Consider the following 18,783-nt stretch of genomic DNA (forward strand, 5'->3'; position numbering starts at 1 on the left):
GGTTTCTTTGTCGTTCCCTGATCTGCGTTGCGCTCGACTACGAGTCTGCATCGACTCCGCGGAGGCGCGACATGCCGGCTCATTCCCTCAACCTTCCTGCCGCCTCGCGGCGCCCCCTGGCCGCTGGACTCTGCGCCGCGCTGCTCGGTCCCATCGCGGCAGCAGCCGACGTGCTCGTCGTCACCGACAGCCGTCATCCGGTGCAGGCTCCGGCCGGCGTGCGGGTCATCGAGCTGGACCAGGCCACGCGCATCGAGGTCGAACTCGCCGCGCACCTGCCGACCGACCCGCAACAGGCTGCAGCCCTGGTGCGGCAGCGGTTGCAGGACGGTGGCGAGGCCCTTCAACGCCGCATCGGCCACGCCTACCAAGGTGTCGCGGATGCCTGGGGACTGGGCATCGCCAAGATTCCCGCCGTGGTGGTCGATCGACGCTACGTGGTCTACGGCGAGCCCGACGTGCCCCGCGCCGTCGCGCGCATCAACGCCTACCGGAGCGCGCAGCCATGAGCCTCCTGCTGGCACGCCGGCGCCTGCGCGCCACCGCCGCCTCGCTGCTGCTGAGCGCGGCCACGTCGACGTTCGCCCTGGACACCGCCACCATCGTCTCGTTGGCGCTGTCCCCCGACTGCCTCGAATACCGCGTGGTCGGAATCTGCTACTGGCTGTACTGCACGCCCTTCGGCTGCTCGGTTCGCACCTCCGTCAAGGTGCGCCACTACGTCCCCGATGCGGTGGTGTCGAGCTACTCGAACACCGGCGAGAACCCGTGGCTGGAAGTCAGGGCGATGAGCATGCCCAACCCGAGCGCCAAGGCTGGCGGTGACGGCACGACCAATCACGACAACGAGAACAACCTCGCCAAGTTTAAGAACGCCGATGTCATCGGCCATCCGGCCGGGATGGTGTTCAGCCAGTTCGCCAGCGCCTCCGGCTACACCTGCGAAGGCGCGGGCACGGCCTTCATGCCGTATCTGCTGAGCACGCTCGACACGCTGGCCTGGCGCTACAACATCCCGGAAGCGTTCTACCCCGAAGCGCTCATCCCCGGCCGGCGCGAAATCGGTACGCGCACCGGCCTGAACCTCTGGGGCAACGTGTATCCCCGCGGTGGCTTCCTGCACCAGACCGACGACCACAAGAGCGGCGCCGTGGTCGCGCAGCGCGCGGGCGACATCGTGACGCGCCGCGGCCAGATCCACGTGTACCAGCCCCTGCTGGCCAACGCCCGCGACGGGTACTGGCCGGCCGGCGCGTTGATGGAGACCGACGCCTCGACGGGCAAGTGGCAGGAGCTGACGCCCACGCTCTCGAACAGTTGCGTGGTCTTCCCGCACAGCCGCACCCGCGTGCAGGCCCAGCAGGGCGACTACGCCTGGGCCTTGTGGCGGCCGTACTCCTGCTGCCGGCGCCGTGGCCAGGTCTTCCTCGGCAGCGTCGATTTCATGTGAGGAACCCACGATGAACGCCTCCCTCCCTGACTTCCTGCGTCGCGCGGGGTCGCACCTGCGGGCCGCGCTGCTCGTGGCGGCCATCACGCTGGTCGTCGGCGTCGCCTGGGCGCAGACCCGCATTGATCCCAATGGCGTGAACGTCAGCGGCAGCGTGATCGGCGACGACGTGCTCTACAGCATCGGCGGCGGCCGGGCCGTGTCGATGGGTGGTGCCGGCAACATGCAGAGCATCGGCGTGGGGATCGGCTGGAACAGCAACCTGATCTGCGGCGACATGAGTATCACTACCACGCTGCAGAACCAGTTGAACGGCATCACCAACGGCTTCCAGACGATCATGTCGAACGTGATCCAGAACGCTACCGCTGCGGTGGCGTCACTCCCGGCTCTCATCATCCAGCGCGCCGATCCGGGCCTGTACAACCTACTCACCAACGGCATCCTGCAGGCGCGCCTGGACTTCGACCGCTCGAAGATGACGTGCCGCGCCATCGCCAACCGCATGGCGGACATGGCCGGCGGCCAGGCGGGCTGGGATCAGCTCGCCGAAGGCATGGCGCTGCGCGATGCGGTCAGCAGCACCGATGCGGTGTCGGCCATCGAGCAGGCCGAGTCCAACCGGGGCAACAACGGCGTGCCCTGGGTTGGCGGCAGCAATGCCGGCGGCAACGGCCAAAGCTCGATCAAGGTGGTCAGCGACGTGACGCAGGCAGGCTACAACCTGCTCAACGGCCGCAGCGTCACCGATACCTCGTCGATCCCGAGCAGTGCCTGCGGCAACCGCCTGACCTGCCAGACCTGGTCGTCGCCGCAGGCCGCGGCCGCGTGGGCGACCCGCGTGCTGGGCGAGCGCGAGCAGCGCACCTGCGAGAGCTGCACCAAGACCCAGACCATGCCGGGTGTCGGCCTCACGCCGCTGATCCAGGAGGAGTACGAGACCAAGCTGCAGGCGCTGCACGAGTTGGTGACGGGCGCCCGGCCCACGACGGCCGCCAACCTCGACGCGGCGGGCAGCAACTCGCTGCCGATCACGCGCGGCGTGATCGAGGCGCTGCGCGACGAGCCCGATCAGGACGTGCTGGGCCGGCGCCTCGCGTCTGAGGCTGCGCTGTCCAGCGTGCTGGAGAAGGCCCTGCTGCTGCAACGCACGTTGCTGACCGGCAAGAAGGAGCCGAACGTCGCCGCCAACGAGCTGGCCGTGCAGGCGGTCGACCAGGAGAACAGCGCACTGGAGCAGGAGATCAACAACCTCAAGACTGAACTGGAGCTGCGGCGCACGCTGGCCGGCAACTCGGCGATGGCGATCATCCAGCGCCACAGCACCCGCGCTGCCGGTTCGCGCGGCGTCTTCGAGGGCGACACCACGCGCGACCGTCTGCGGGAAGTCCAGAAGCCGCGGAGCGGTACGCCATGAGCGCGCCCGCACGGCCGCCCGAAGGGCGCGCGAACCTCCCCAGGGGAGGATGTCGCGCTAGCGACAGGAGGGTAGTCCAGTGAGCCGGCTGGCCTGGCTGCGGCTGCCATGGCTGTTCAACCGCCGCGTCGGCGTGGCGCTGTTGTGGACCTTGTTGGTGGTGGCCGCCGCGGTGGCGGCGAACATCGCTGGCATCCACGTGGTCGGCGGCGTCGAGGGCTGGCAGCACTGGCTGCAGGCGCACGCCGGCCACTTCTTCGTGTGGCGGCTGTGCCTCTACGGAGCGACGGCTTACGGCTGGTGGTGGATGCGTCGGCGCCTGTTGCGGCGGGAGCCGTCCCGCGAGACGCATCAGCGCCTGCTGCGCACGGAGGTCGCGGCCGTGATCGCCGTGGTCGCGCTGGAAGCCAGCCAACTGTTGCGGCACGGCTGAGACCGGGAGGCAGGCATGACGCTCTACACCACGGACTACCTGGAGTATTACCTGACCCTGGTGGCTTGGGTGGTCAACAACGGCATCTGGAGCATTCTCGTGGCCAGCGGCGTGTTCGCGCTGCCGTTCGTGGCCATCGTGATCCAGGAATGGCTCAAGGCCCGCAGCGAAGGCGCGGACGAGGGAAACAAGGGCGTGCTGTCGTCGATGCGCATCGAGAACCGGGTGTGGGTGGCGATCGTGGTCATCATGTTCGCCGGCATCCCGTTCATCCCGGTGGATCTCGCCACGATCAGGTTCGACACCACGCGCTCCGCGCAATGCCAGGTCAGTGTCCCGCTGCCCAACGACACGGGCTGGTCCAATGTCTACACGGCGCTCAACGACCAGAGCGCGCTGGTGCCGGTGTGGTGGTTCTTCATGCACGCACTGTCGAAAGCCGTGACGGGCTCCGCGGTGGCGGCGATTCCCTGCGGCACGGACCTGCGTCAGATTCGCATGGATGTGGATGCCACGCGCATCGACGATCCGGTGCTGGCACAGGAGGTCGCCGACTTCACGCACGACTGCTACGGGCCGTCGCGCGCCAAGCTGTTCATGAACCGGCCGACGCTCTCCGACGAGCAGATGAACGACGTCACCTGGATCGGATCGAGTTACTTCCTCGACACGCCCGGCTTCTATGACACCTATCGCGCCAGGACCCCACGCACGGCCTGGCCCTACGACGCGACCCGCGATGCGGGGCTGGCACAGGTGGACAGCGGCGGCGGCTATCCGTCCTGCCGGCAGTGGTGGGCCGATGGCGGCCAGGGACTGCGCAGCCGGCTGCTGGCACAGGTCGACCCGGACCTGCTGACCCGCATCGGGCGCTGGGCGGGCTTCCTGTCGCAGAGCGAGGTCAATGACTCGGTGATCCGCGCCGTCGTCTCACCGCGGCAGCAGAAGATGAACCAGGGCACCGTCTACACCGATTACGGCGGCCAGATCGACAAGACGCTGCCGAACATCGTCACGCGCGGCGCGGGCGACCTGGGGCTGACTGTGGGCTCGCTGGCCTTCTTCCCCGCGATGGACGTGGTGCGCCAGGCGCTGCCGATGGTGCTGACGATGCTCAAGATGGCGCTCGTCATCTGCATCCCGCTGGTGTTGCTGATCGGCACCTACGACCTGAAGACGGTGATGACGGTGAGCTGCGTCCAGTTCGCGCTGTTCTTCGTGGACTTCTGGTTCCAGCTCGCGCGCTGGATCGACAGCACGATCCTGGACGCGCTCTACGGCTGGGGGTTTGGCGCGGACAGGCCGCACGCCAACTTCGACCCATTGATCGGCCTGAACAATGCGTTCGGTGACATGCTGCTGAACTTCGTCATGGCGATGATGTTCATCGTGCTACCGGGTTTCTGGGTAGCTGCGCTCGCGTGGGTTGGTGTCCGCGTAGGCAACATCTCGCAGATGCTCTCAGCAGCCACCGATGGCGCCAAATCTGCGGGAGGCAAAGGCGCTGACCTTGCAATCAAAGCAGCGAAGGCGAAGTAGCGCCGCGAGTGGCGAGCTACTCGTCGTCCGCGCTGCCGCCGTCGATGCGTACCTCGCCCCGGTAGAGACCGTATCCGTCCAGGCCGTTTCGCCATTGAGGCTCGTCATCATCACTGCTTTCGTCGGCATCGACGTTGCGTACCATCCAGGCAGCGATCCCTGCAAAGGCAAGCAGCAGGGCCAGCCAGAACGCGGAGTAGAGCAGCGCACCGAGCACGGCGAGCTTGACGATCCAGAGCACCGCCGTCGCCGCGCCCGCGGGCACCCCGCGCGTCACCAGCCAGCCGGCGACACGCTGCTCGCGGCGCAGGTATCCACGCCAGGCACGGCCAGCCCCCCGGCCCAGCCGGTGGCTCCAGCGCCCGTTGTGCGTGTTGGTGGTCATGCTCATATGCCTCGGCTTCAGTGGTGCCTCACCTCGCGGAGCGGCCGGTCGTGGCCTGCCCTCCAGCATAGACCGCGATCAGGAGGGCGGGTTGCGGCCGGCAGAGCCGAGTTGGCTCGGGTCGCAGGTCGATTAGATTCTGCACGATAAATCAAACATTATGCTACTTTCCATGCACGTTCTTGCAATGGCTCTAGGGGTCGATTTGATTCTGTGTTATTTTTATAATATGGATGGAAATTCTAGGCACCAGGTAATCAAGCGACTGCAGGCGGGACTCCCCCGCGGGGCGCCGTTCGACCTTGCCACCCTGAGCCAGTTCGGGGTGTCGCCCCAGCTCGCCGCCCACTATGCCGACGGCGGGTGGCTCGTGCGCCTGGCCCATGGCGTCTATGCCTTCCCGAACGATGAGTTCGGGGTCTACGGTGCGCTGAAGTTCCTGCAACAGCGCGTGCCCGGCCTGCACGTCGGCGGCAAGAGCGCCCTGGCCCTGCAGGGCGTGCGGCACAACCTGGGCAGCCGGGAGACGCTGGTGCTGTGGGGCGACGGTCGTTTCGCGTTGCCGGCCTGGTTCACCTCGCGCTTTCCGGCCCGCTACGTCCACGCCCGCCTGTTCGACTGGCCGGACACGGCGCTGGCCAGCAAGACCCTGACCACGCCGCCTGGCCTGCCCGAGGATCTGCGGGTGGCTGCCTCCGAGCGTGCCGTTCTGGAGATGCTGTACGAAGCGGGCGTCAAGCAGAGCCTCGAAGAGGCCCGCAACCTCTTTGATGGGCTGCGTTCCCCCCGCAAGGACTTGCTCGGGCAACTGCTGTCCTGCTGCGCCAGCGTGAAGGCCGTGCGCCTGTTCCTTACCTGGGCGCGCGAGACCAGCCTCGTGGATGTCGATGCCCTGCTGGAGCAGTACCCGGTTCGCACCGGCAGCAACACGCGTTGGATGAGCCGGCTCGATGACGGCACCTTGCTGAGCCTGAGACCTCATGGATAAGACCTACGCGGATACCGTTCGCCTGCTGCTGGCCTTCGCGCCCGACGTGTTCGCCAACGACATCTTCGCCATGAAGGGTGGCACGGCCATCAACCTCTTCGTGCGGGACATGCCGCGCCTGTCGGTGGACATCGACGTGGTGTACCTCCCGTGGCAGACGCCGCGCGACGAAGCGCTGCAAGCCATCAACCAGGAGCTGGCCGCCATCGCCACGCGCGTTGCGCCACTGGGCGTGCAGACACGCCTGGTTCGCGCCAAGGACCTGGGCGACACCAAGCTGATCGTCGAGAACGACGCCAGCCAGGTGAAGATCGAGGTCAATGTCGTGTTCCGCGGCAGCGTGCTGCCCGTCGAGCGGCGGCCGCTGAGCGCCAGGACCAGCGATCTGTTCGGCGTCGAGTTCGATCTGCCGGTTCTGGCACCGGACGAGCTGTACGCGAGCAAGCTGGTGGCCGCGCTGGATCGGCAGCACCCCCGCGACCTGTTCGACGTGTGGCAGCTCTTTGAGTCGGGCGACATCAGCGACGGCATGGTCGAGTGCTTCGTGATCTATCTGGCGGGCCACAACCGGCCGCCCCACGAAGTGCTGTTCGGCAACGACAAGGACATCGCCGGCGAGTACGAGCGGGCCTTTGTCGGCATGACCGAAGTGGACTGCTCCCTGGAGACACTGCTCGACGCTCGCGCCAGGGTGCGGCGCGAGCTGCCACAGCGACTGAGCACCGCTCACAAGCAGTTTCTGAGCGGGCTGGTGCGCGCAGAACCGGACTGGTCGCTGGTGCAATGCCAACACGCTGCTCAACTGCCGGCACTGCGCTGGAAGCTGAGCAATCTCGAAACCTTCCGCAAGCGCCGTCCCGACGACTTCGCAGCGCAATCCGCCGCCCTCGACACCGGCTTGGGCCAGAGCTGACGAACGTCCCGCAGCGCCCCACTTGCCGGGATTGCCCCATGCCGCATTCATCGTGGCACCCGCGAAGCAGCGGCCCTATACCCAAAGGCTTCCGACAAAGGCCAAAGGGCTGGGAAGGGGCAAAGGAAGGGCGCCAAGGGGAAAGGCCCTATCCTGAAAAGGCCAAAAGGCGCCCCCGAGCAGCCCGTCATCCGGGGTTCGTCATGCTCTCGCTGTTCCAGCGCAAAAGGGTGCCACCCGCCGCCGGCACACCGCCCACCTCCGCCATCGAAACTCCGAAAGGGTCGATGCGGCCGGAGTCGGCCGCATCGCTGCTGGCCACGCCGCGTCGGCAGAAACTGCTGGAGCACATCTGGCAGCGCACATCGCTCTCGCGCCGGCAGTTCGCTACGCTCTACCTCGCCCCACTGGAGCGCTACGCCGAGCTGGTCCAGCAGTTCCCGGCCTCCGAGAACCACCACCACGCCTATCCGGGCGGCATGCTGGACCACGGCCTGGAGATCGTCGCCTATGCGCTGAAGCTGCGGCAGTCATACCTGCTGCCTGCCGGCGTCACACCCGAGGCACAGGCGGCCCAGGCCGAAGCCTGGACCGCAGGCACGGCCTACGCGGCCCTGCTGCACGACATCGGCAAGATTGCGGTCGATCTGTACGTCGAGCACGCTGACGGCAGCATCTGGCATCCCTGGCACGGCCCGTTGCGAAAGCCCTACCGCTTCCGTTACCGAAGGGAGCGCGAGTACCGCCTGCACAGCGCCGCCACAGGGCTGCTCTACGCACACATCCTCGATCGGGACATCTTCGACTGGCTCAGCGGCTATCCCGACCTCTGGGCCGCGCTGCTGTACGTGCTGGCCGGTCAGTACGAGCACGCCGGCACGCTCGGCGAGCTGGTCGTGCAGGCCGACCAGGCATCGGTCGCCCAGGAACTCGGCGGCGATCCCAGCAAGGCGCTGGCGGCGCCCAAGCATGCGCTGCAACGCAAATTGCTCGACGGCTTGCGCTACCTGCTCAAGGAAGAATTCAAGTTGAACCAGGCCGGTCCGGCGGACGGTTGGCTGACCCAGGACGCTCTGTGGCTGGTGAGCAAGACCGTCTCCGACAAGCTGCGCGCACATCTGCTGTCGCAGGGCATCGACGGCATCCCGGCGAGCAATACGGCGGTGTTCAACGTGCTGCAGGATCACGGCATCGTGCAACCGACGCCGGATGGCAAGGCGATCTGGAAGGCTACCGTCACCAGCGACGCCGGCTGGTCGCACGCCTTCACGTTCCTGAAACTCTCGCCGGCCATGATCTGGGATGCCGCCGACCGGCTGGCGCCGTTCGCAGGCCGTGTGCAGGTCGAAGAGGAACAGGCGGAGCCGCCGCCGCTAGCGCCGGCGGTGGCCGATGGGCCGCGCGTGGAAGGCACCGAAGCTGCACCCGCGAGCACGGCGCCGATCGCATCCATAGCCACAGACACCGGCGTGGCCGCGCTGCTCGATCTGCTGGGCGACACCGCTCCTCCCACAGCATCGGAGACCCCGACTTGCCCTGTTGCCGAGGCCGAGCCGGCCCCTTCGACCGTGCCCACGCCAGGAATGAGCCTCGCGCCTTCCCAGGATCGCGCGGAGCCCTCCGGGGCGCACTTCATGGCCTGGCTGCGCCAGAGCATCCAGACGCGCAAGCTCATCATCAACGACGCCAAGGCCCTGGTGCATACCGTCGCCGGTACGACCTACCTCGTCAGCCCCGGCGTGTTCCAGCGCTACGCGCAGGAGTACCTTCAAGTCGCCGCGCTGGCCAAGCAGGAGAAGCTGGAGGGGTGGCAGTGGGTACAGAAGCGCTTCGAGAAGCTGGGACAGCACCGCAAGCAGCCGAGCGGGCTGAACATCTGGACCTGCGAAGTCACGGGGCCGCGCAAGTCGCGCCGGCTGCACGGCTACCTGCTCGTCAGCCCGGATGCGCTGTTCCAGGAGACGCCGCCAGACAACCCATACCTGCGGCTCCTCAACGAGGCCGCAAAGCGCGATGATTCAGCCCTTGGGGGCAAGGACGACGATCAGGCGTAGGCATGCGACCGCTGTGCGGGCCGGCTTCAATCCGCGGATGGGGCCGACTCTGCCAGCTTGGCTTCGGTCAGAGTCATCAAGTGGGCGGAACTGCATTTCAGCGCACGGGCGATCTTGAGGATGAGAGGGAGCGTGGGGACATGCTCGCCGCGCTCGATCTTGCCCATGTGAGACCGCTCGATGCCGGCCATGTGAGCCAGCGTTTCCTGAGCGATACCCTGGTTGGTTCTCTCTTCCCGCACGGCAGCCCCAAACGCGATGGCTGGTTCCGCTTCGTAGGTAGTGGTGCCGGTGGGGCGGCCCCTTTGGATCGAACGCTTTGGCATTGCCAAGAGCGTCGAACACGGTCACGATTTAAACCACGTTAAACTTAACTCATTCAACGGCTTCGAGATCAGTTGCCACGAGTTCACCGCCTGGGGGGAGCTGGACGTGGAATCGAGTGACATCACCGCCGAAATTCGCATGGCCGTCCTCGGCGAATGGGTGCCTCCCCAGCTCGCCGACGTGCTCGCCCTGCAGCGTGCCGAAGAGCCGGAGACTCATGCCGTCCTGGCCGGATGGACAGATCCCGTTCGAGGCGCGGAGCTGCCGGGCGACGGCTTCGATTTCGCCTTGTCTGCGGTTGCCCGGCAGTGGCCTGGCTGGGTATGCGAGCCGCTGTGGCATGACACGCTGGCGGTCGCCGTGGCCAAGCGCTCCCACCTGCTGGCCTACCGTGAAGTGCCGTGCGAGGAAGTGCTCAAGCAGCCCTTGATCTGCTCGCAGTCCACGGCCGATGAACCATGGCGCATGACCGTGCAGCGCGTGTTCGAGAACGCGCTGCAGGAGCGGGAGCAAACGGTGGAGACATTCGATGTGGCGATGACGCTGGTTGCCGCCGGGTACGGGATCGCCATTGCGCCTGCCGCGAGACTGGCGAGCTACCTACGCCGAGGCATCGCCGTGCGGCCGCTGGCCGGCGCACCAACGATCGTGATGGCTTACCTGCTGCGCCGCAACGCTTCCTTGTCGGACACCCAGGCAAGATTCGCCCGCCGCGCGCGCTTGGTGTCCTGACAGATACGCCGGGATCGCGGTTTCGCCACGATCCCGCATTCCTGCTGCTAGGCAACCACGACTCGCGGCAGGGTCCATTCGCTTTCCTTCACGGCTGTGCTCACGGCCATGACGAGCTTGTCGAGATTGCTGGCCGTCACGCCCTCCAGTGCCGAACGCCCCCGCAGCATCGAGCGCGGTTGCAGCAGTGCATGGTAGATCTGCCAAGGGTCCGCACCCCTGGTCAGCTTCAGGACGGACTGGATCAGCTCGTGCTTGAGCGGGTCGAGGTGCCAGTCCGGCACCCGCTGGCCGCGGTTGCCCACGTTCAACGCCAGCAAGTTGCCCGCCTTGATCTCGTAGCTGATCCACCTGCGGGACTTGCCCGCCATCTTGGCAAACGCCGCGACGGGAAGGTTGTGCGGCGCTTCGAAGACATCGAACAGCTCCATCCTCTCGCGCTGAATGTCCGAAGGCACCAGCGGCGCGGCCGATCGAGGGGGCGGAACCGCCGGCAGCCGATGTGCGGCGGCAGAAACCAACGGCATGGCGTCACCCGGCTTCGTCACGAGCAGGATTGGCGAAGCGGCAACCGGCGTGGAGGGCGCGCTTGCGGTTTGCTCACACGGGAACGCGGGCACGCCTTCCAGATGCACGGTGAGCGGCATGCTGGCTGCCTCGACCTGGTTCTGCTCGAAGAGGTCGAGCCGATCGGCCCAGTCCTGCATCATGCGGCGACGCTGCTCCACGTACTCGGCATGGTTGTAGGTCGCGCTGACCTTGTTGGGATCGACATGCGAGAGCTGTGCATCCACCCAGACCTTCGGGTAGCCGATCTCGTTGAGCGCAGTGGACATCGTGCCGCGGATGCCGTGCCCCGTCAGGCGTTCCTGATAGCCCATGCGCTTGAGGGCACCATTGAGCGTGTTCTCGCTGATGCGCTTCTTCAAGTCGCTGTCGTGCCGGAACAGGTAGCGCTGGGCCGGCTTGAACTCATCCAGCAGGTGCCGGACGATCTCCATGGCCTGAATCGACAGCGGCACGATGTAGGGCGGGATGTCCTTCGGCTGCTGCCGCTTCTTGCGCATATCCAACTGGAGTTGCTTCACGACGTCGGGCGGGATGATCCACAGCCCACGGTCCAGATCGAATTGATCCGGCGTCGCCTGTCGCAGCTCTCCCGTTCGCACGCCGGTCAGCAGCAATAGCCGCAGCCCGAGCTGGGTCTGCCGCCTGCCGCGATAGCTGCGCAGCCGTTGCAACAGCTTCGGCAGCTCGGCCATGCGCAGGAACGGATTGTGGTTGACGGGTGGCAGCGGCAGCGCCACCACATCGAGATCGGAGGCGGGGTTTTGCTCCAGGCCCGGCACGATCACCAGCGCGTAGCGACACAGTTGGTTGAACCACGTCCTGACTTTCTCGGCGACGGAGAGCGCCCTGCGCTTCTCGATCTTGGCGATCACCTCCAAGAGGTCGGGGCGCTTGATCTCATAGATCGACCGCTTGCCCAAGGCGGGTAGCACATCCTTGTCGAAGATGCGCGGAAGTATCGAGAGGGTCGTCTGCCGGCCTTCCTTGAGGCTGAGCCCGCGATGCTTGAGCCACTTGCGATACACCGCCTCGAAGGTGTTTTCGTCGGCGAGCCGGACAGCGGTGCGCTTCTGCTTGCGGTGAACGCGAGGATTGGTGCCTTTGGCCAGCAGGGCGCGCGCTTCATCGCGTAGGCTGCGGGCCTCGCGAAGTGTCACCTCCGGGTAGGTGCCGAGCGACATCCGCTTCTGCTTGCCCGCCCAGTAGTAGCGGAAGTGCCAAGTCCTGCCCCCTGCAGCGGTGACGGCCAGGGAGAGGCCATCCAAGTCAGGGAGGGTGTATGCCTTGCCAGTTGCCTTGGCCTGTCGAACGGCCAAGTCTGAGAGTGCCATGCTCTTGCTCCTGAACATGAGTCAGGAACCAGATGCTGGTCACGTCGACCTCGCCCCTCCATCAACAATCCGGAATCAGCCGCGCCCGCAAAAATGGACTTGTTTGTGGACTTAAAAGTCCCGGCTGTAGATGGATCGCAGTGGACCGCGGCAGAACGTCAAAGAGAGGAAAAGTCCTTGTGAATCAACGACTTGCGGACTCTCTTGGACTTCTGCGGAAGTCCACAGAATGATGCGGTGGAGCGGGTGAAGGGAATCGAACCCTCGTATGAAGCTTGGGAAGCTGCCGTTCTACCATTGAACTACACCCGCTCGGGTGTCGTGCCCCGGCGCAAGACCGGAGCAGAGGCAGGAATTATAGCCTGGGTTTTTCCGCCCCAGGCCACCGCCTTCAGTTCGCCGTGATCCCCGCCGCCTTCACCACCTTGCCCCAGCGGTCCAGCTCGGCCTGGGTATAGTCGCCCAGCGCCTTCGGCCCCATGAATTCGGCCTCGGCGCCCTGCTCGGCCGCCTTCTGGCGGAAGGCGTCGGTCTGCATGATCTTCTGGATTTCACCGGCGATCTTGTCCACCACCGGCGCGGGCGTGTCCTTGGGCGCGTACATGGCGAACCAGGACGAGACGATCAGGTCGGGATAGCCGGCCTCGGCGGCGGTGGGCACGTCCGGCAGCGACGCCAGGCGCGTATTGCCGGTGACGGCCAGCGCGCGCAGCTTGCCGGCGGCGATCTGGCCCAGCAGCGGCGGCGGCGTGGTGATGGTCATGTCGACGGCGCCGCCCAGCAGGTCGTTCAGCGCCGGGCCGGTGCCCTTGTACGGGATGTGCGTGATCTGCGTGCCCGCCATCTGGTTGAGCAGTTCGGTGGCGACCTGCTGCAATGAACCATTGCCGGACGAGGCGTAATTGAGCTTGCCCGGATTCGCCTTGGCGTACGCGACCAGGTCTTTCAGCGACTTGATCGGCAGGTCCGGCCGCACCACCACGACCTGGGGCGCGGACAGCACATTGGCCACCGGCGCGAAATCCTTGATCGGATCCCAGCCGGAGGTCGGCGTGACGTGCGGGGTGATGACCTGGAAGCCCGAATACTGCAGCAACAGCGTGTAGCCGTCGGGCTTGGCGCGGGCCACGGCCTGCGCGGCGATGCCGCCGGAGGCGCCGGGCTTGTTCTCGACAACCACGCTCTGGCCGAGGGCGGCGCCCAGGGGCTGGGCGATGAGCCGGGCGGCGATGTCGGTGGTGCCGCCGGGCGCGGCCGACACGATCAGCGTGACGGGACGATTGGGAAAATCCGCCTGGGCGTGGGCGGCGCCAGCGGCGGCCACGCCCAGCGCGATGGCGTAGGCGCGTAGAACGGGAACGAAACGGAATGCGGTCATGCGGTTGTCTCCTTGCTGTTTTTGTATGAAGCGCCCGATGGCCGGGCGCGTGGTGTGAAGCAAAACCTAGGCGGCGTCGCCGGCCGGCCCGAACCGCTCCGCCAGCCACGCGGGCGGCGGATGCGCGGCCAGGCGCGGTCCGGCGCGCAACAACGCCATGGGCAGCTCGCGGCCGACCAGCCCCGACAGTCCGCGCAGGATGGCAAGCAGCGATTCGAGCGACACGCCCGTGCGCACGCCCATGCACTCGAACATGTGGACCAGTTCTTCGGTGTTGACGTTGCCGCTGGCGCCGGGCGCGTACGGGCAGCCGCCCAGGCCGCCGGCGGCGGCGTCGAAACGGGTGATGCCGGCCTGCCAGGCGGTGACGGCATTGGCCAGCGCCATGCCGCGCGTATTGTGCAGGTGGACGGTAAGCGCCACGCCCGGCAGGCGCCGCGCGGCGTCGGCGCACAGTTCGCCCACCTGATTGGGATAGGCCATGCCGGTGGTGTCGCACAGCGTGATGCCACCGGCGCCGGCATCGACCAGGCGGGCGGCCAGGTCCAAGACCTGTTCCGCCTGCACGTCGCCGTCGAAGGGACAGCCGAAGGCGGTCGACAGCGACACATTGCAGGGCGCGCCGGCGCGCGCGGCGGCGGCCAGCACCTGGCTGAGTTCGTCGAACGATTGCTGGCGGGTCATGCGCAGGTTGGCGCGGTTATGCGTCTCGCTGCAAGACATGACCAGGTTCATCTCGTCGACGCCGGCCTCCAGCGCCCGCTCCAGGCCGCGGATGTTCGGCACCAGCGCCGTATAGATCACGCCGGGCCGGCGGCGGATGCCCTGCATCACGGCGCCCGCGTCCGCCAGGGCCGGAATGGCCTTGGGCGAAGTGAAGCTGGTGACCTCGATGCGGGCAAAGCCGCAATCGGACAATGCATCGATGAAGGCGATCTTGTCTTCGGTCGGCACCATGCGCGTCTCGATCTGCAAGCCGTCGCGCGGGCCGACCTCGTTGATTTCCAGGACGGGGGAACCGGTGTTCATGAGCGCATCCTCGATGCCGGATTAAGGGGAATGACGCGGTTCATGCGATCACGCCGCGCGCCCGCAGCGCTTCGCGCTGTTCCGGGCCCAGGCCCGCTGCCGCCAGCACCGCGTCGGTGTGCTCGCCCAGCGTCGGCGCACGCTCGCGCACCGCGCCCGGGTTGGCCGACAGGCACGGAAACACCGCCGGCATGTCCACGGCGATGCCGCTGGCGGCCTCCAGGCGGGTGATGGCGCCGCGCGCCTGGTAATGCGGATCGTGGGCGATGTCGGCCACCGAATAGATGCGGCCCGACGGCACGTCGGCCTCGCGCATGGCCTGCAACACCTCGTCGATGCTGCGTTCAGCGGTCCAGGCGCCGATGGCCTGGTCGATCTCGGCCACGCGGCGGGCGCGGCCGTCGTTGTGCGCCAGCTCGGGATCGCGGCCCAGGTCGTCGCGGCCGATGCGCGCCATCAGCCGGGTGTAGATGGCGTCGCCATTGCCCGCGATCAGCACATAGCCGTCGCGGCACGGATAAGCGTTGGACGGCGCGATGCCGGGCAACGATGCGCCGGCCGGTTCGCGCACCGCACCGAACACCGAATACTCAGGCAGCAGGCTCTCGCTGAGGTTGAACAGGCTCTCGTACAGCGCCGCGTCGATGACCTGCCCCCGGCCGCCACGGGCATCGCGCTGGTACAGCGCCAGCAGCACGCCCAGCGCGCCATGCAGACCGGCGATGGTGTCGCCCAGCGACAGGCCGGCGCGCACCGGCGCGCGGCCGGGTTCGCCATTCAGGTAGCGCAGGCCGGCCATGGCTTCGCCAATCGCGGCAAAGCCCGGCTCGCGCGCCTTCGGCCCGGTCTGGCCGTAGCCGGAAATGCGCAGCATGATCAGGCGCGGGTTCAGCGCGTGCAGCGTCTCCCACGACAGGCCCCACTTCTCCAGCGTGCCGGGACGGAAATTCTCGATCAGCACGTCGGCCTCGGCCGCCAACTGGCGCACGATGTCCTGCCCTTCGGGCTGGCGCAGGTCCACGCACACGGACTGCTTGTTGCGCGACTGCGCCTCCCACCACACCGAGGTGCCCTCGTGCAGCAGGCGCCATTTGCGCAGCGGGTCGCCCTGCCCCGGCGGTTCGATCTTGACGACCTGCGCGCCAAAGTCCGCCAGCGTCTTGGCGGCGAACGGCCCCGCGATGAGTTGTCCGAGTTCCAGCACGCGTATGCCGGCGAGTATCTGCCCTGCCATGTCGCCTCCCGGGCGCATCCAACCGATGATGGCCCGCAGTGTGCGTCATCGCCCGGGGCGGCGGAATGGACGATTCGGGAAGGGGGCATTCCCGGATCGAGAAAGCCCGGCGCGGCGGCCGCGACCCGGCCGGACAGGCCGACCGATTGCCGGCCGCCACCAAGCGCTTTTTTTGCGTGCGCGCCGGCCTCTAGGCCGTGCCCGGGTCCTGCGCGCCGCGCAGATGCGCCAGCAACAGCCGCGCCGCCACCGGCAGCGCGTCGGCAGCGCGCACGCCCAACAGCAGCCAGCGGCGCGCCCAGTCGTCGGACAGGGCAATCAGGCGGATCGGCATGGAGCGCGCATGCGGCTCGGCCGCCAGCCGCGGCAGAATGCCGACCCCGCGCGTGGCGGCCACCATGCGGCAGATGGCGTCGAAGCTGCGCACCTGGATGCGCAGCCGCATGTCGCGGCCCAGCCGGCCGCTCTCGTCGGCCAGGCGGGTGGCCAGCGAGGTCGCGGGCGGCAGGCCGACGTAGTCGTAGGCCAGGGTATCGGCGAACGCCACGCTGACATGGCGCGCCAGCGGATGACGCTGCGGCACGATCAGCACCAGCTCGTCGAGCCGGTACGGCACGGTGGCCAGGCCCGCCGCCGGGGTGCGGTCCGCGAACACGCCGATGTCGGCGCGGTTCTCCAGCACGGCAGTGACGATGTCGCTGCTGTTCTGCTCTTCCAGGTCGATGCGCACGGCCGGGTGCGCTTCCATGAAGGACGCCAGATCTTCCGGCAGGAACTGGGTCAGCGACGAGGTATTGGCGGCGATGCGCACCTGCCCGCGCACCCCCCGGGCATAGTCGGACAAGGTGCCCGCCATCTGCTCGACTTCCTGCAGCACCCGCAGGGCATGGACCAGGCAGGCCTGGCCCGCCTCGGTCAGCTCGACGCCGGCCGCGTTGCGGTACAGCAGTTGGGTGTCCAGCGCGGCCTCCAGGTCCGAGATCCGCTTGCTGGCCGCCCCCACCGCCAGGTGCGACGCGCGCGCGCCGGCCGAGATGCTGCCCTGGCGGGCCACCGAGACGAAAAGCGAGAGCGTGACGAGGTCGATGCGGGCGATATTCATGATGGACGCGCGGCGCCAGGCGGACGCCGCGGCTGCACTATAGCGCGCGGACCCCGGGGGGGACCCGCCCCATTCGATCGCCAGCGATAAGTCCCCATTTAAACCGAAACGCGGACTGCAGCCCGGCGGGGCTGCCACTACAATCCCGCCTATGACAACGAACAGCCCTGCGAATCCGCCCGTGAACACCCCCGCAACACCCGGCAACCCCGACGCGCCCGCGCCGGTTTCCCCCCAGACCGAAGCCGCGCTGGCCAGCGCCGCGCACGCCCCCAACAGCCCGGGCGCCACCCACATCCGCAGCTTCGTGCACCGCCGCGGCCACATCACCCAGGGCCAGTTGGCCGCGCTTGAGCAGTTGCTGGGCAAATGGTCGATTCCCTACGCCGCCAGGCGCCTGGACCCCGCGGCCGCCTTCGGCCGCGAAGCGCCGACGGTGCTGGAAATCGGCTTCGGCATGGGCGAGACCACCGAGAAGATCGCGCTGGCCCGCCCCGGCGACAACTTCCTGGGCGTGGAAGTGTTCAACGCCGGCGTCGGCTCGCTGCTGCGCCGCATCGAGGACTCCAGCATCACCAACCTGCGCATCATCCAGCACGACGCGGTCGAGGTGGTGCGCGACATGATCGCGCCGGACTCGCTGGCCGGCGTGCACATCTACTTCCCCGACCCGTGGCCCAAGAAGCGCCACCACAAGCGCCGCCTGATCCAGCCGCCGTTCATCGCGCTGCTGGCCAGCCGCATCGCGCCGGGCGGCTATATCCATTGCGCCACCGACTGGGAAGACTACGCGGTGCAGATGCTCGACGTGCTGGGCAACGAGCCGCAACTGAAGAACACCACGGACGGCTACGCGCCGCGCCCTGATTACCGCCCCCTGACCAAATTCGAGACGCGCGGCCTGCGATTGGGCCATGGCGTCTGGGACCTGATCTTCAAGCGAGTCGCCTGATGCTCTACCCCGCGATCGAACCCTACCGCCACGGCATCCTGGATACCGGCGACGGCCACCAGGTCTACTGGGAACTCTGCGGCAACCCGCAGGGCAAGCCCGCCGTGTTCCTGCACGGCGGCCCCGGCAGCGGCTGCTCGCCGGTGCATCGGCAACTCTTCGATCCCAAGCGCTACAACGTGCTGCTGTTCGACCAGCGCGGCTGCGGCCGCTCGACGCCGCACGCCGGCCTGGACAACAACACCACCTGGCACCTGGTGGCCGACATCGAGCGCCTGCGCACCGAGATCATGGGCGCCGACAAGTGGCTGGTGTTCGGCGGCTCATGGGGCTCGACGCTGGCGCTGGCCTATGCCGAGACCCACCCGCAGCACGTCAGCGAACTGGTGGTGCGCGGCATCTTCACGCTGCGCCGCGCCGAAGTGCAATGGTTCTACCAGGAAGGCGCGTCGTGGCTGTTCCCCGATCGCTGGGAAGAGTACCTGGCTCCCATCCCCGAAGCCGAGCGCGGCGACCTGGTGGCGGCGTACCACAAGCGCCTGACGGGCAATGACCCGGCCGAGCAACTGCGCGCCGCCAAGGCCTGGAGCAAATGGGAAGACAGCACCATCACGCTGCTGCCCAGCCCGCGCCACCAGCAGAGCCACGCCGCCGACCGCGCGGCGCTGGCTTTCGCGCGCATCGAGAACCACTACTTCGTCAACGCCGGCTTCATGGAAGAAGGCCAGTTGATCCGCGACGCCCACAAGCTGCGCGGCATCCCCGGCACCATCGTGCAGGGCCGCTACGACGCCTGCACCCCCGCGCGCACCGCCTGGGACCTGCACCGCGCCTGGCCCGAGGCCGAGTTCCATATCGTGCCCGACGCGGGCCACGCCTTCGACGAACCCGGCACGCTGGCGCGCCTGATCGCCGCCACCGACGCCTACGCCAAACGCTGAGGAGACCG

Annotated in this window: 18 protein-coding genes and 1 tRNA gene; 11 read left to right on the forward strand and 8 right to left on the reverse strand. The window is 67.5% G+C overall.

What is annotated here, in order from left to right; translation table 11 throughout:
• Positions 1 to 71 precede the first annotated feature (71 nt).
• The 5 genes from ACUDCK_RS25780 to ACUDCK_RS25800 all read left to right on the forward strand — a co-directional run bounded on the left by ACUDCK_RS25780 (position 72) and on the right by ACUDCK_RS25800 (position 4,839).
• Positions 72 to 509, forward strand: coding sequence for a TIGR03757 family integrating conjugative element protein (locus tag ACUDCK_RS25780; RefSeq protein WP_128701157.1), 438 nt, complete (start codon positions 72 to 74; stop codon positions 507 to 509).
• On the forward strand, positions 506 to 1,450 hold the full coding sequence (locus ACUDCK_RS25785; RefSeq protein ID WP_128701158.1) for a TIGR03756 family integrating conjugative element protein: 945 nt from the start codon (positions 506 to 508) through the stop codon (positions 1,448 to 1,450). Before ACUDCK_RS25780 ends, ACUDCK_RS25785 begins: the two co-directional genes overlap by 4 nt.
• Positions 1,451 to 1,460: 10 nt before the next feature.
• Entirely contained in the window at positions 1,461 to 2,867 is a 1,407-nt protein-coding gene (locus tag ACUDCK_RS25790; protein WP_128701159.1) for an integrating conjugative element protein, read from the forward strand.
• 79 nt (positions 2,868 to 2,946) lie between these two features.
• Positions 2,947 to 3,300: a hypothetical protein gene (locus ACUDCK_RS25795; protein ID WP_034081173.1), complete on the forward strand. Its 354-nt coding sequence runs from the start codon at positions 2,947 to 2,949 to the stop codon at positions 3,298 to 3,300.
• A 15-nt stretch (positions 3,301 to 3,315) separates the two neighbouring features.
• A complete protein-coding gene (locus ACUDCK_RS25800; protein WP_034081171.1) occupies positions 3,316 to 4,839 on the forward strand; it encodes a conjugal transfer protein TraG N-terminal domain-containing protein in 1,524 nt (507 codons plus the stop codon).
• Positions 4,840 to 4,855: 16 nt separating this feature from the next.
• Here ACUDCK_RS25800 and ACUDCK_RS25805 read toward each other — a convergent pair whose 3' ends face one another.
• Complete coding sequence (locus tag ACUDCK_RS25805; RefSeq protein WP_438831771.1) at positions 4,856 to 5,224, reverse strand: DUF3742 family protein; 369 nt, start codon at positions 5,222 to 5,224, stop codon at positions 4,856 to 4,858.
• A gap of 229 nt (positions 5,225 to 5,453) precedes the next feature.
• Here ACUDCK_RS25805 and ACUDCK_RS25810 point away from each other — a divergent pair, with 229 nt between their 5' ends.
• The 3 genes from ACUDCK_RS25810 (at position 5,454) to mobH (ending at position 9,179) form a co-directional block, all read left to right on the forward strand.
• Positions 5,454 to 6,212 (forward strand): type IV toxin-antitoxin system AbiEi family antitoxin domain-containing protein, encoded by a 759-nt coding sequence (locus ACUDCK_RS25810; protein ID WP_185838612.1) that lies wholly within the window; start codon positions 5,454 to 5,456, stop codon positions 6,210 to 6,212.
• Positions 6,205 to 7,125, forward strand: coding sequence for a nucleotidyl transferase AbiEii/AbiGii toxin family protein (locus ACUDCK_RS25815; protein WP_128701161.1), 921 nt, complete (start codon positions 6,205 to 6,207; stop codon positions 7,123 to 7,125). The genes ACUDCK_RS25810 and ACUDCK_RS25815 overlap by 8 nt, the downstream gene beginning before the upstream one ends.
• 203 nt (positions 7,126 to 7,328) lie before the next feature.
• A complete protein-coding gene (mobH, locus tag ACUDCK_RS25820; RefSeq protein ID WP_033986631.1) occupies positions 7,329 to 9,179 on the forward strand; it encodes a MobH family relaxase in 1,851 nt (616 codons plus the stop codon).
• Positions 9,180 to 9,205: 26 nt separating this feature from the next.
• Here the strand turns inward: mobH and ACUDCK_RS25825 are convergent, their stop codons facing one another.
• Complete coding sequence (locus tag ACUDCK_RS25825) at positions 9,206 to 9,505, reverse strand: helix-turn-helix domain-containing protein (RefSeq protein ID WP_003282197.1); 300 nt, start codon at positions 9,503 to 9,505, stop codon at positions 9,206 to 9,208.
• A 106-nt stretch (positions 9,506 to 9,611) separates the two neighbouring features.
• On the opposite strand from ACUDCK_RS25825, the gene ACUDCK_RS25830 reads away from it, so the two are divergent.
• Positions 9,612 to 10,238, forward strand: a complete 627-nt coding sequence (locus ACUDCK_RS25830) for a substrate-binding domain-containing protein (protein ID WP_031754972.1) — start codon at positions 9,612 to 9,614, stop codon at positions 10,236 to 10,238.
• Positions 10,239 to 10,285: 47 nt separating this feature from the next.
• On the opposite strand, the gene ACUDCK_RS25835 is transcribed toward ACUDCK_RS25830, so the two are convergent.
• The 6 genes from ACUDCK_RS25835 to ACUDCK_RS25860 form a co-directional block, all read right to left on the reverse strand.
• A complete protein-coding gene (locus ACUDCK_RS25835) occupies positions 10,286 to 12,139 on the reverse strand; it encodes a tyrosine-type recombinase/integrase (RefSeq protein WP_128701162.1) in 1,854 nt (617 codons plus the stop codon).
• A 238-nt stretch (positions 12,140 to 12,377) separates the two neighbouring features.
• Positions 12,378 to 12,451 (reverse strand) — tRNA-Gly (locus ACUDCK_RS25840).
• 79 nt (positions 12,452 to 12,530) lie between these two features.
• Positions 12,531 to 13,517 (reverse strand): Bug family tripartite tricarboxylate transporter substrate binding protein, encoded by a 987-nt coding sequence (locus ACUDCK_RS25845; RefSeq protein WP_175167034.1) that lies wholly within the window; start codon positions 13,515 to 13,517, stop codon positions 12,531 to 12,533.
• Positions 13,518 to 13,583: 66 nt separating this feature from the next.
• On the reverse strand, positions 13,584 to 14,546 hold the full coding sequence (locus ACUDCK_RS25850) for a hydroxymethylglutaryl-CoA lyase (protein WP_064524791.1): 963 nt from the start codon (positions 14,544 to 14,546) through the stop codon (positions 13,584 to 13,586).
• Between the two features lie 40 nt (positions 14,547 to 14,586).
• A complete protein-coding gene (locus tag ACUDCK_RS25855; RefSeq protein WP_175167033.1) occupies positions 14,587 to 15,780 on the reverse strand; it encodes a CaiB/BaiF CoA transferase family protein in 1,194 nt (397 codons plus the stop codon).
• Positions 15,781 to 15,970: 190 nt separating this feature from the next.
• Positions 15,971 to 16,882, reverse strand: coding sequence for a LysR family transcriptional regulator (locus ACUDCK_RS25860; RefSeq protein WP_175167032.1), 912 nt, complete (start codon positions 16,880 to 16,882; stop codon positions 15,971 to 15,973).
• A 151-nt stretch (positions 16,883 to 17,033) separates the two neighbouring features.
• On the opposite strand from ACUDCK_RS25860, the gene trmB reads away from it, so the two are divergent.
• Complete coding sequence (trmB, locus tag ACUDCK_RS25865) at positions 17,034 to 17,834, forward strand: tRNA (guanosine(46)-N7)-methyltransferase TrmB (protein ID WP_244976858.1); 801 nt, start codon at positions 17,034 to 17,036, stop codon at positions 17,832 to 17,834.
• On the forward strand, positions 17,834 to 18,775 hold the full coding sequence (pip, locus tag ACUDCK_RS25870; protein WP_064523608.1) for a prolyl aminopeptidase: 942 nt from the start codon (positions 17,834 to 17,836) through the stop codon (positions 18,773 to 18,775). The genes trmB and pip overlap by 1 nt, the downstream gene beginning before the upstream one ends.
• Positions 18,776 to 18,783 lie beyond the last annotated feature (8 nt).

The organism is Achromobacter sp. CF-sbj1-Ac2-l (assembly GCF_052698165.1).

What these genes read in the sequence shown, in the direction of transcription:
- pip (WP_064523608.1), top strand. Translation starts at nt 17,834, where the DNA reads ATGCTCTACCCCGCGATCGAACCCTACCGCCACGGCATCCTGGATACC.
- ACUDCK_RS25800 (WP_034081171.1), top strand. Translation starts at nt 3,316, where the DNA reads ATGACGCTCTACACCACGGACTACCTGGAGTATTACCTGACCCTGGTG.
- ACUDCK_RS25790 (WP_128701159.1), top strand. Translation starts at nt 1,461, where the DNA reads ATGAACGCCTCCCTCCCTGACTTCCTGCGTCGCGCGGGGTCGCACCTG.
- trmB (WP_244976858.1), top strand. Translation starts at nt 17,034, where the DNA reads ATGACAACGAACAGCCCTGCGAATCCGCCCGTGAACACCCCCGCAACA.
- ACUDCK_RS25850 (WP_064524791.1), bottom strand. Translation starts at nt 14,546, where the DNA reads ATGAACACCGGTTCCCCCGTCCTGGAAATCAACGAGGTCGGCCCGCGC.
- ACUDCK_RS25780 (WP_128701157.1), top strand. Translation starts at nt 72, where the DNA reads ATGCCGGCTCATTCCCTCAACCTTCCTGCCGCCTCGCGGCGCCCCCTG.
- ACUDCK_RS25845 (WP_175167034.1), bottom strand. Translation starts at nt 13,517, where the DNA reads ATGACCGCATTCCGTTTCGTTCCCGTTCTACGCGCCTACGCCATCGCG.
- ACUDCK_RS25810 (WP_185838612.1), top strand. Translation starts at nt 5,454, where the DNA reads ATGGATGGAAATTCTAGGCACCAGGTAATCAAGCGACTGCAGGCGGGA.
- ACUDCK_RS25860 (WP_175167032.1), bottom strand. Translation starts at nt 16,882, where the DNA reads ATGAATATCGCCCGCATCGACCTCGTCACGCTCTCGCTTTTCGTCTCG.
- ACUDCK_RS25835 (WP_128701162.1), bottom strand. Translation starts at nt 12,139, where the DNA reads ATGGCACTCTCAGACTTGGCCGTTCGACAGGCCAAGGCAACTGGCAAG.
- ACUDCK_RS25805 (WP_438831771.1), bottom strand. Translation starts at nt 5,224, where the DNA reads ATGACCACCAACACGCACAACGGGCGCTGGAGCCACCGGCTGGGCCGG.
- ACUDCK_RS25855 (WP_175167033.1), bottom strand. Translation starts at nt 15,780, where the DNA reads ATGGCAGGGCAGATACTCGCCGGCATACGCGTGCTGGAACTCGGACAA.
- mobH (WP_033986631.1), top strand. Translation starts at nt 7,329, where the DNA reads ATGCTCTCGCTGTTCCAGCGCAAAAGGGTGCCACCCGCCGCCGGCACA.
- ACUDCK_RS25785 (WP_128701158.1), top strand. Translation starts at nt 506, where the DNA reads ATGAGCCTCCTGCTGGCACGCCGGCGCCTGCGCGCCACCGCCGCCTCG.
- ACUDCK_RS25825 (WP_003282197.1), bottom strand. Translation starts at nt 9,505, where the DNA reads ATGCCAAAGCGTTCGATCCAAAGGGGCCGCCCCACCGGCACCACTACC.
- ACUDCK_RS25815 (WP_128701161.1), top strand. Translation starts at nt 6,205, where the DNA reads ATGGATAAGACCTACGCGGATACCGTTCGCCTGCTGCTGGCCTTCGCG.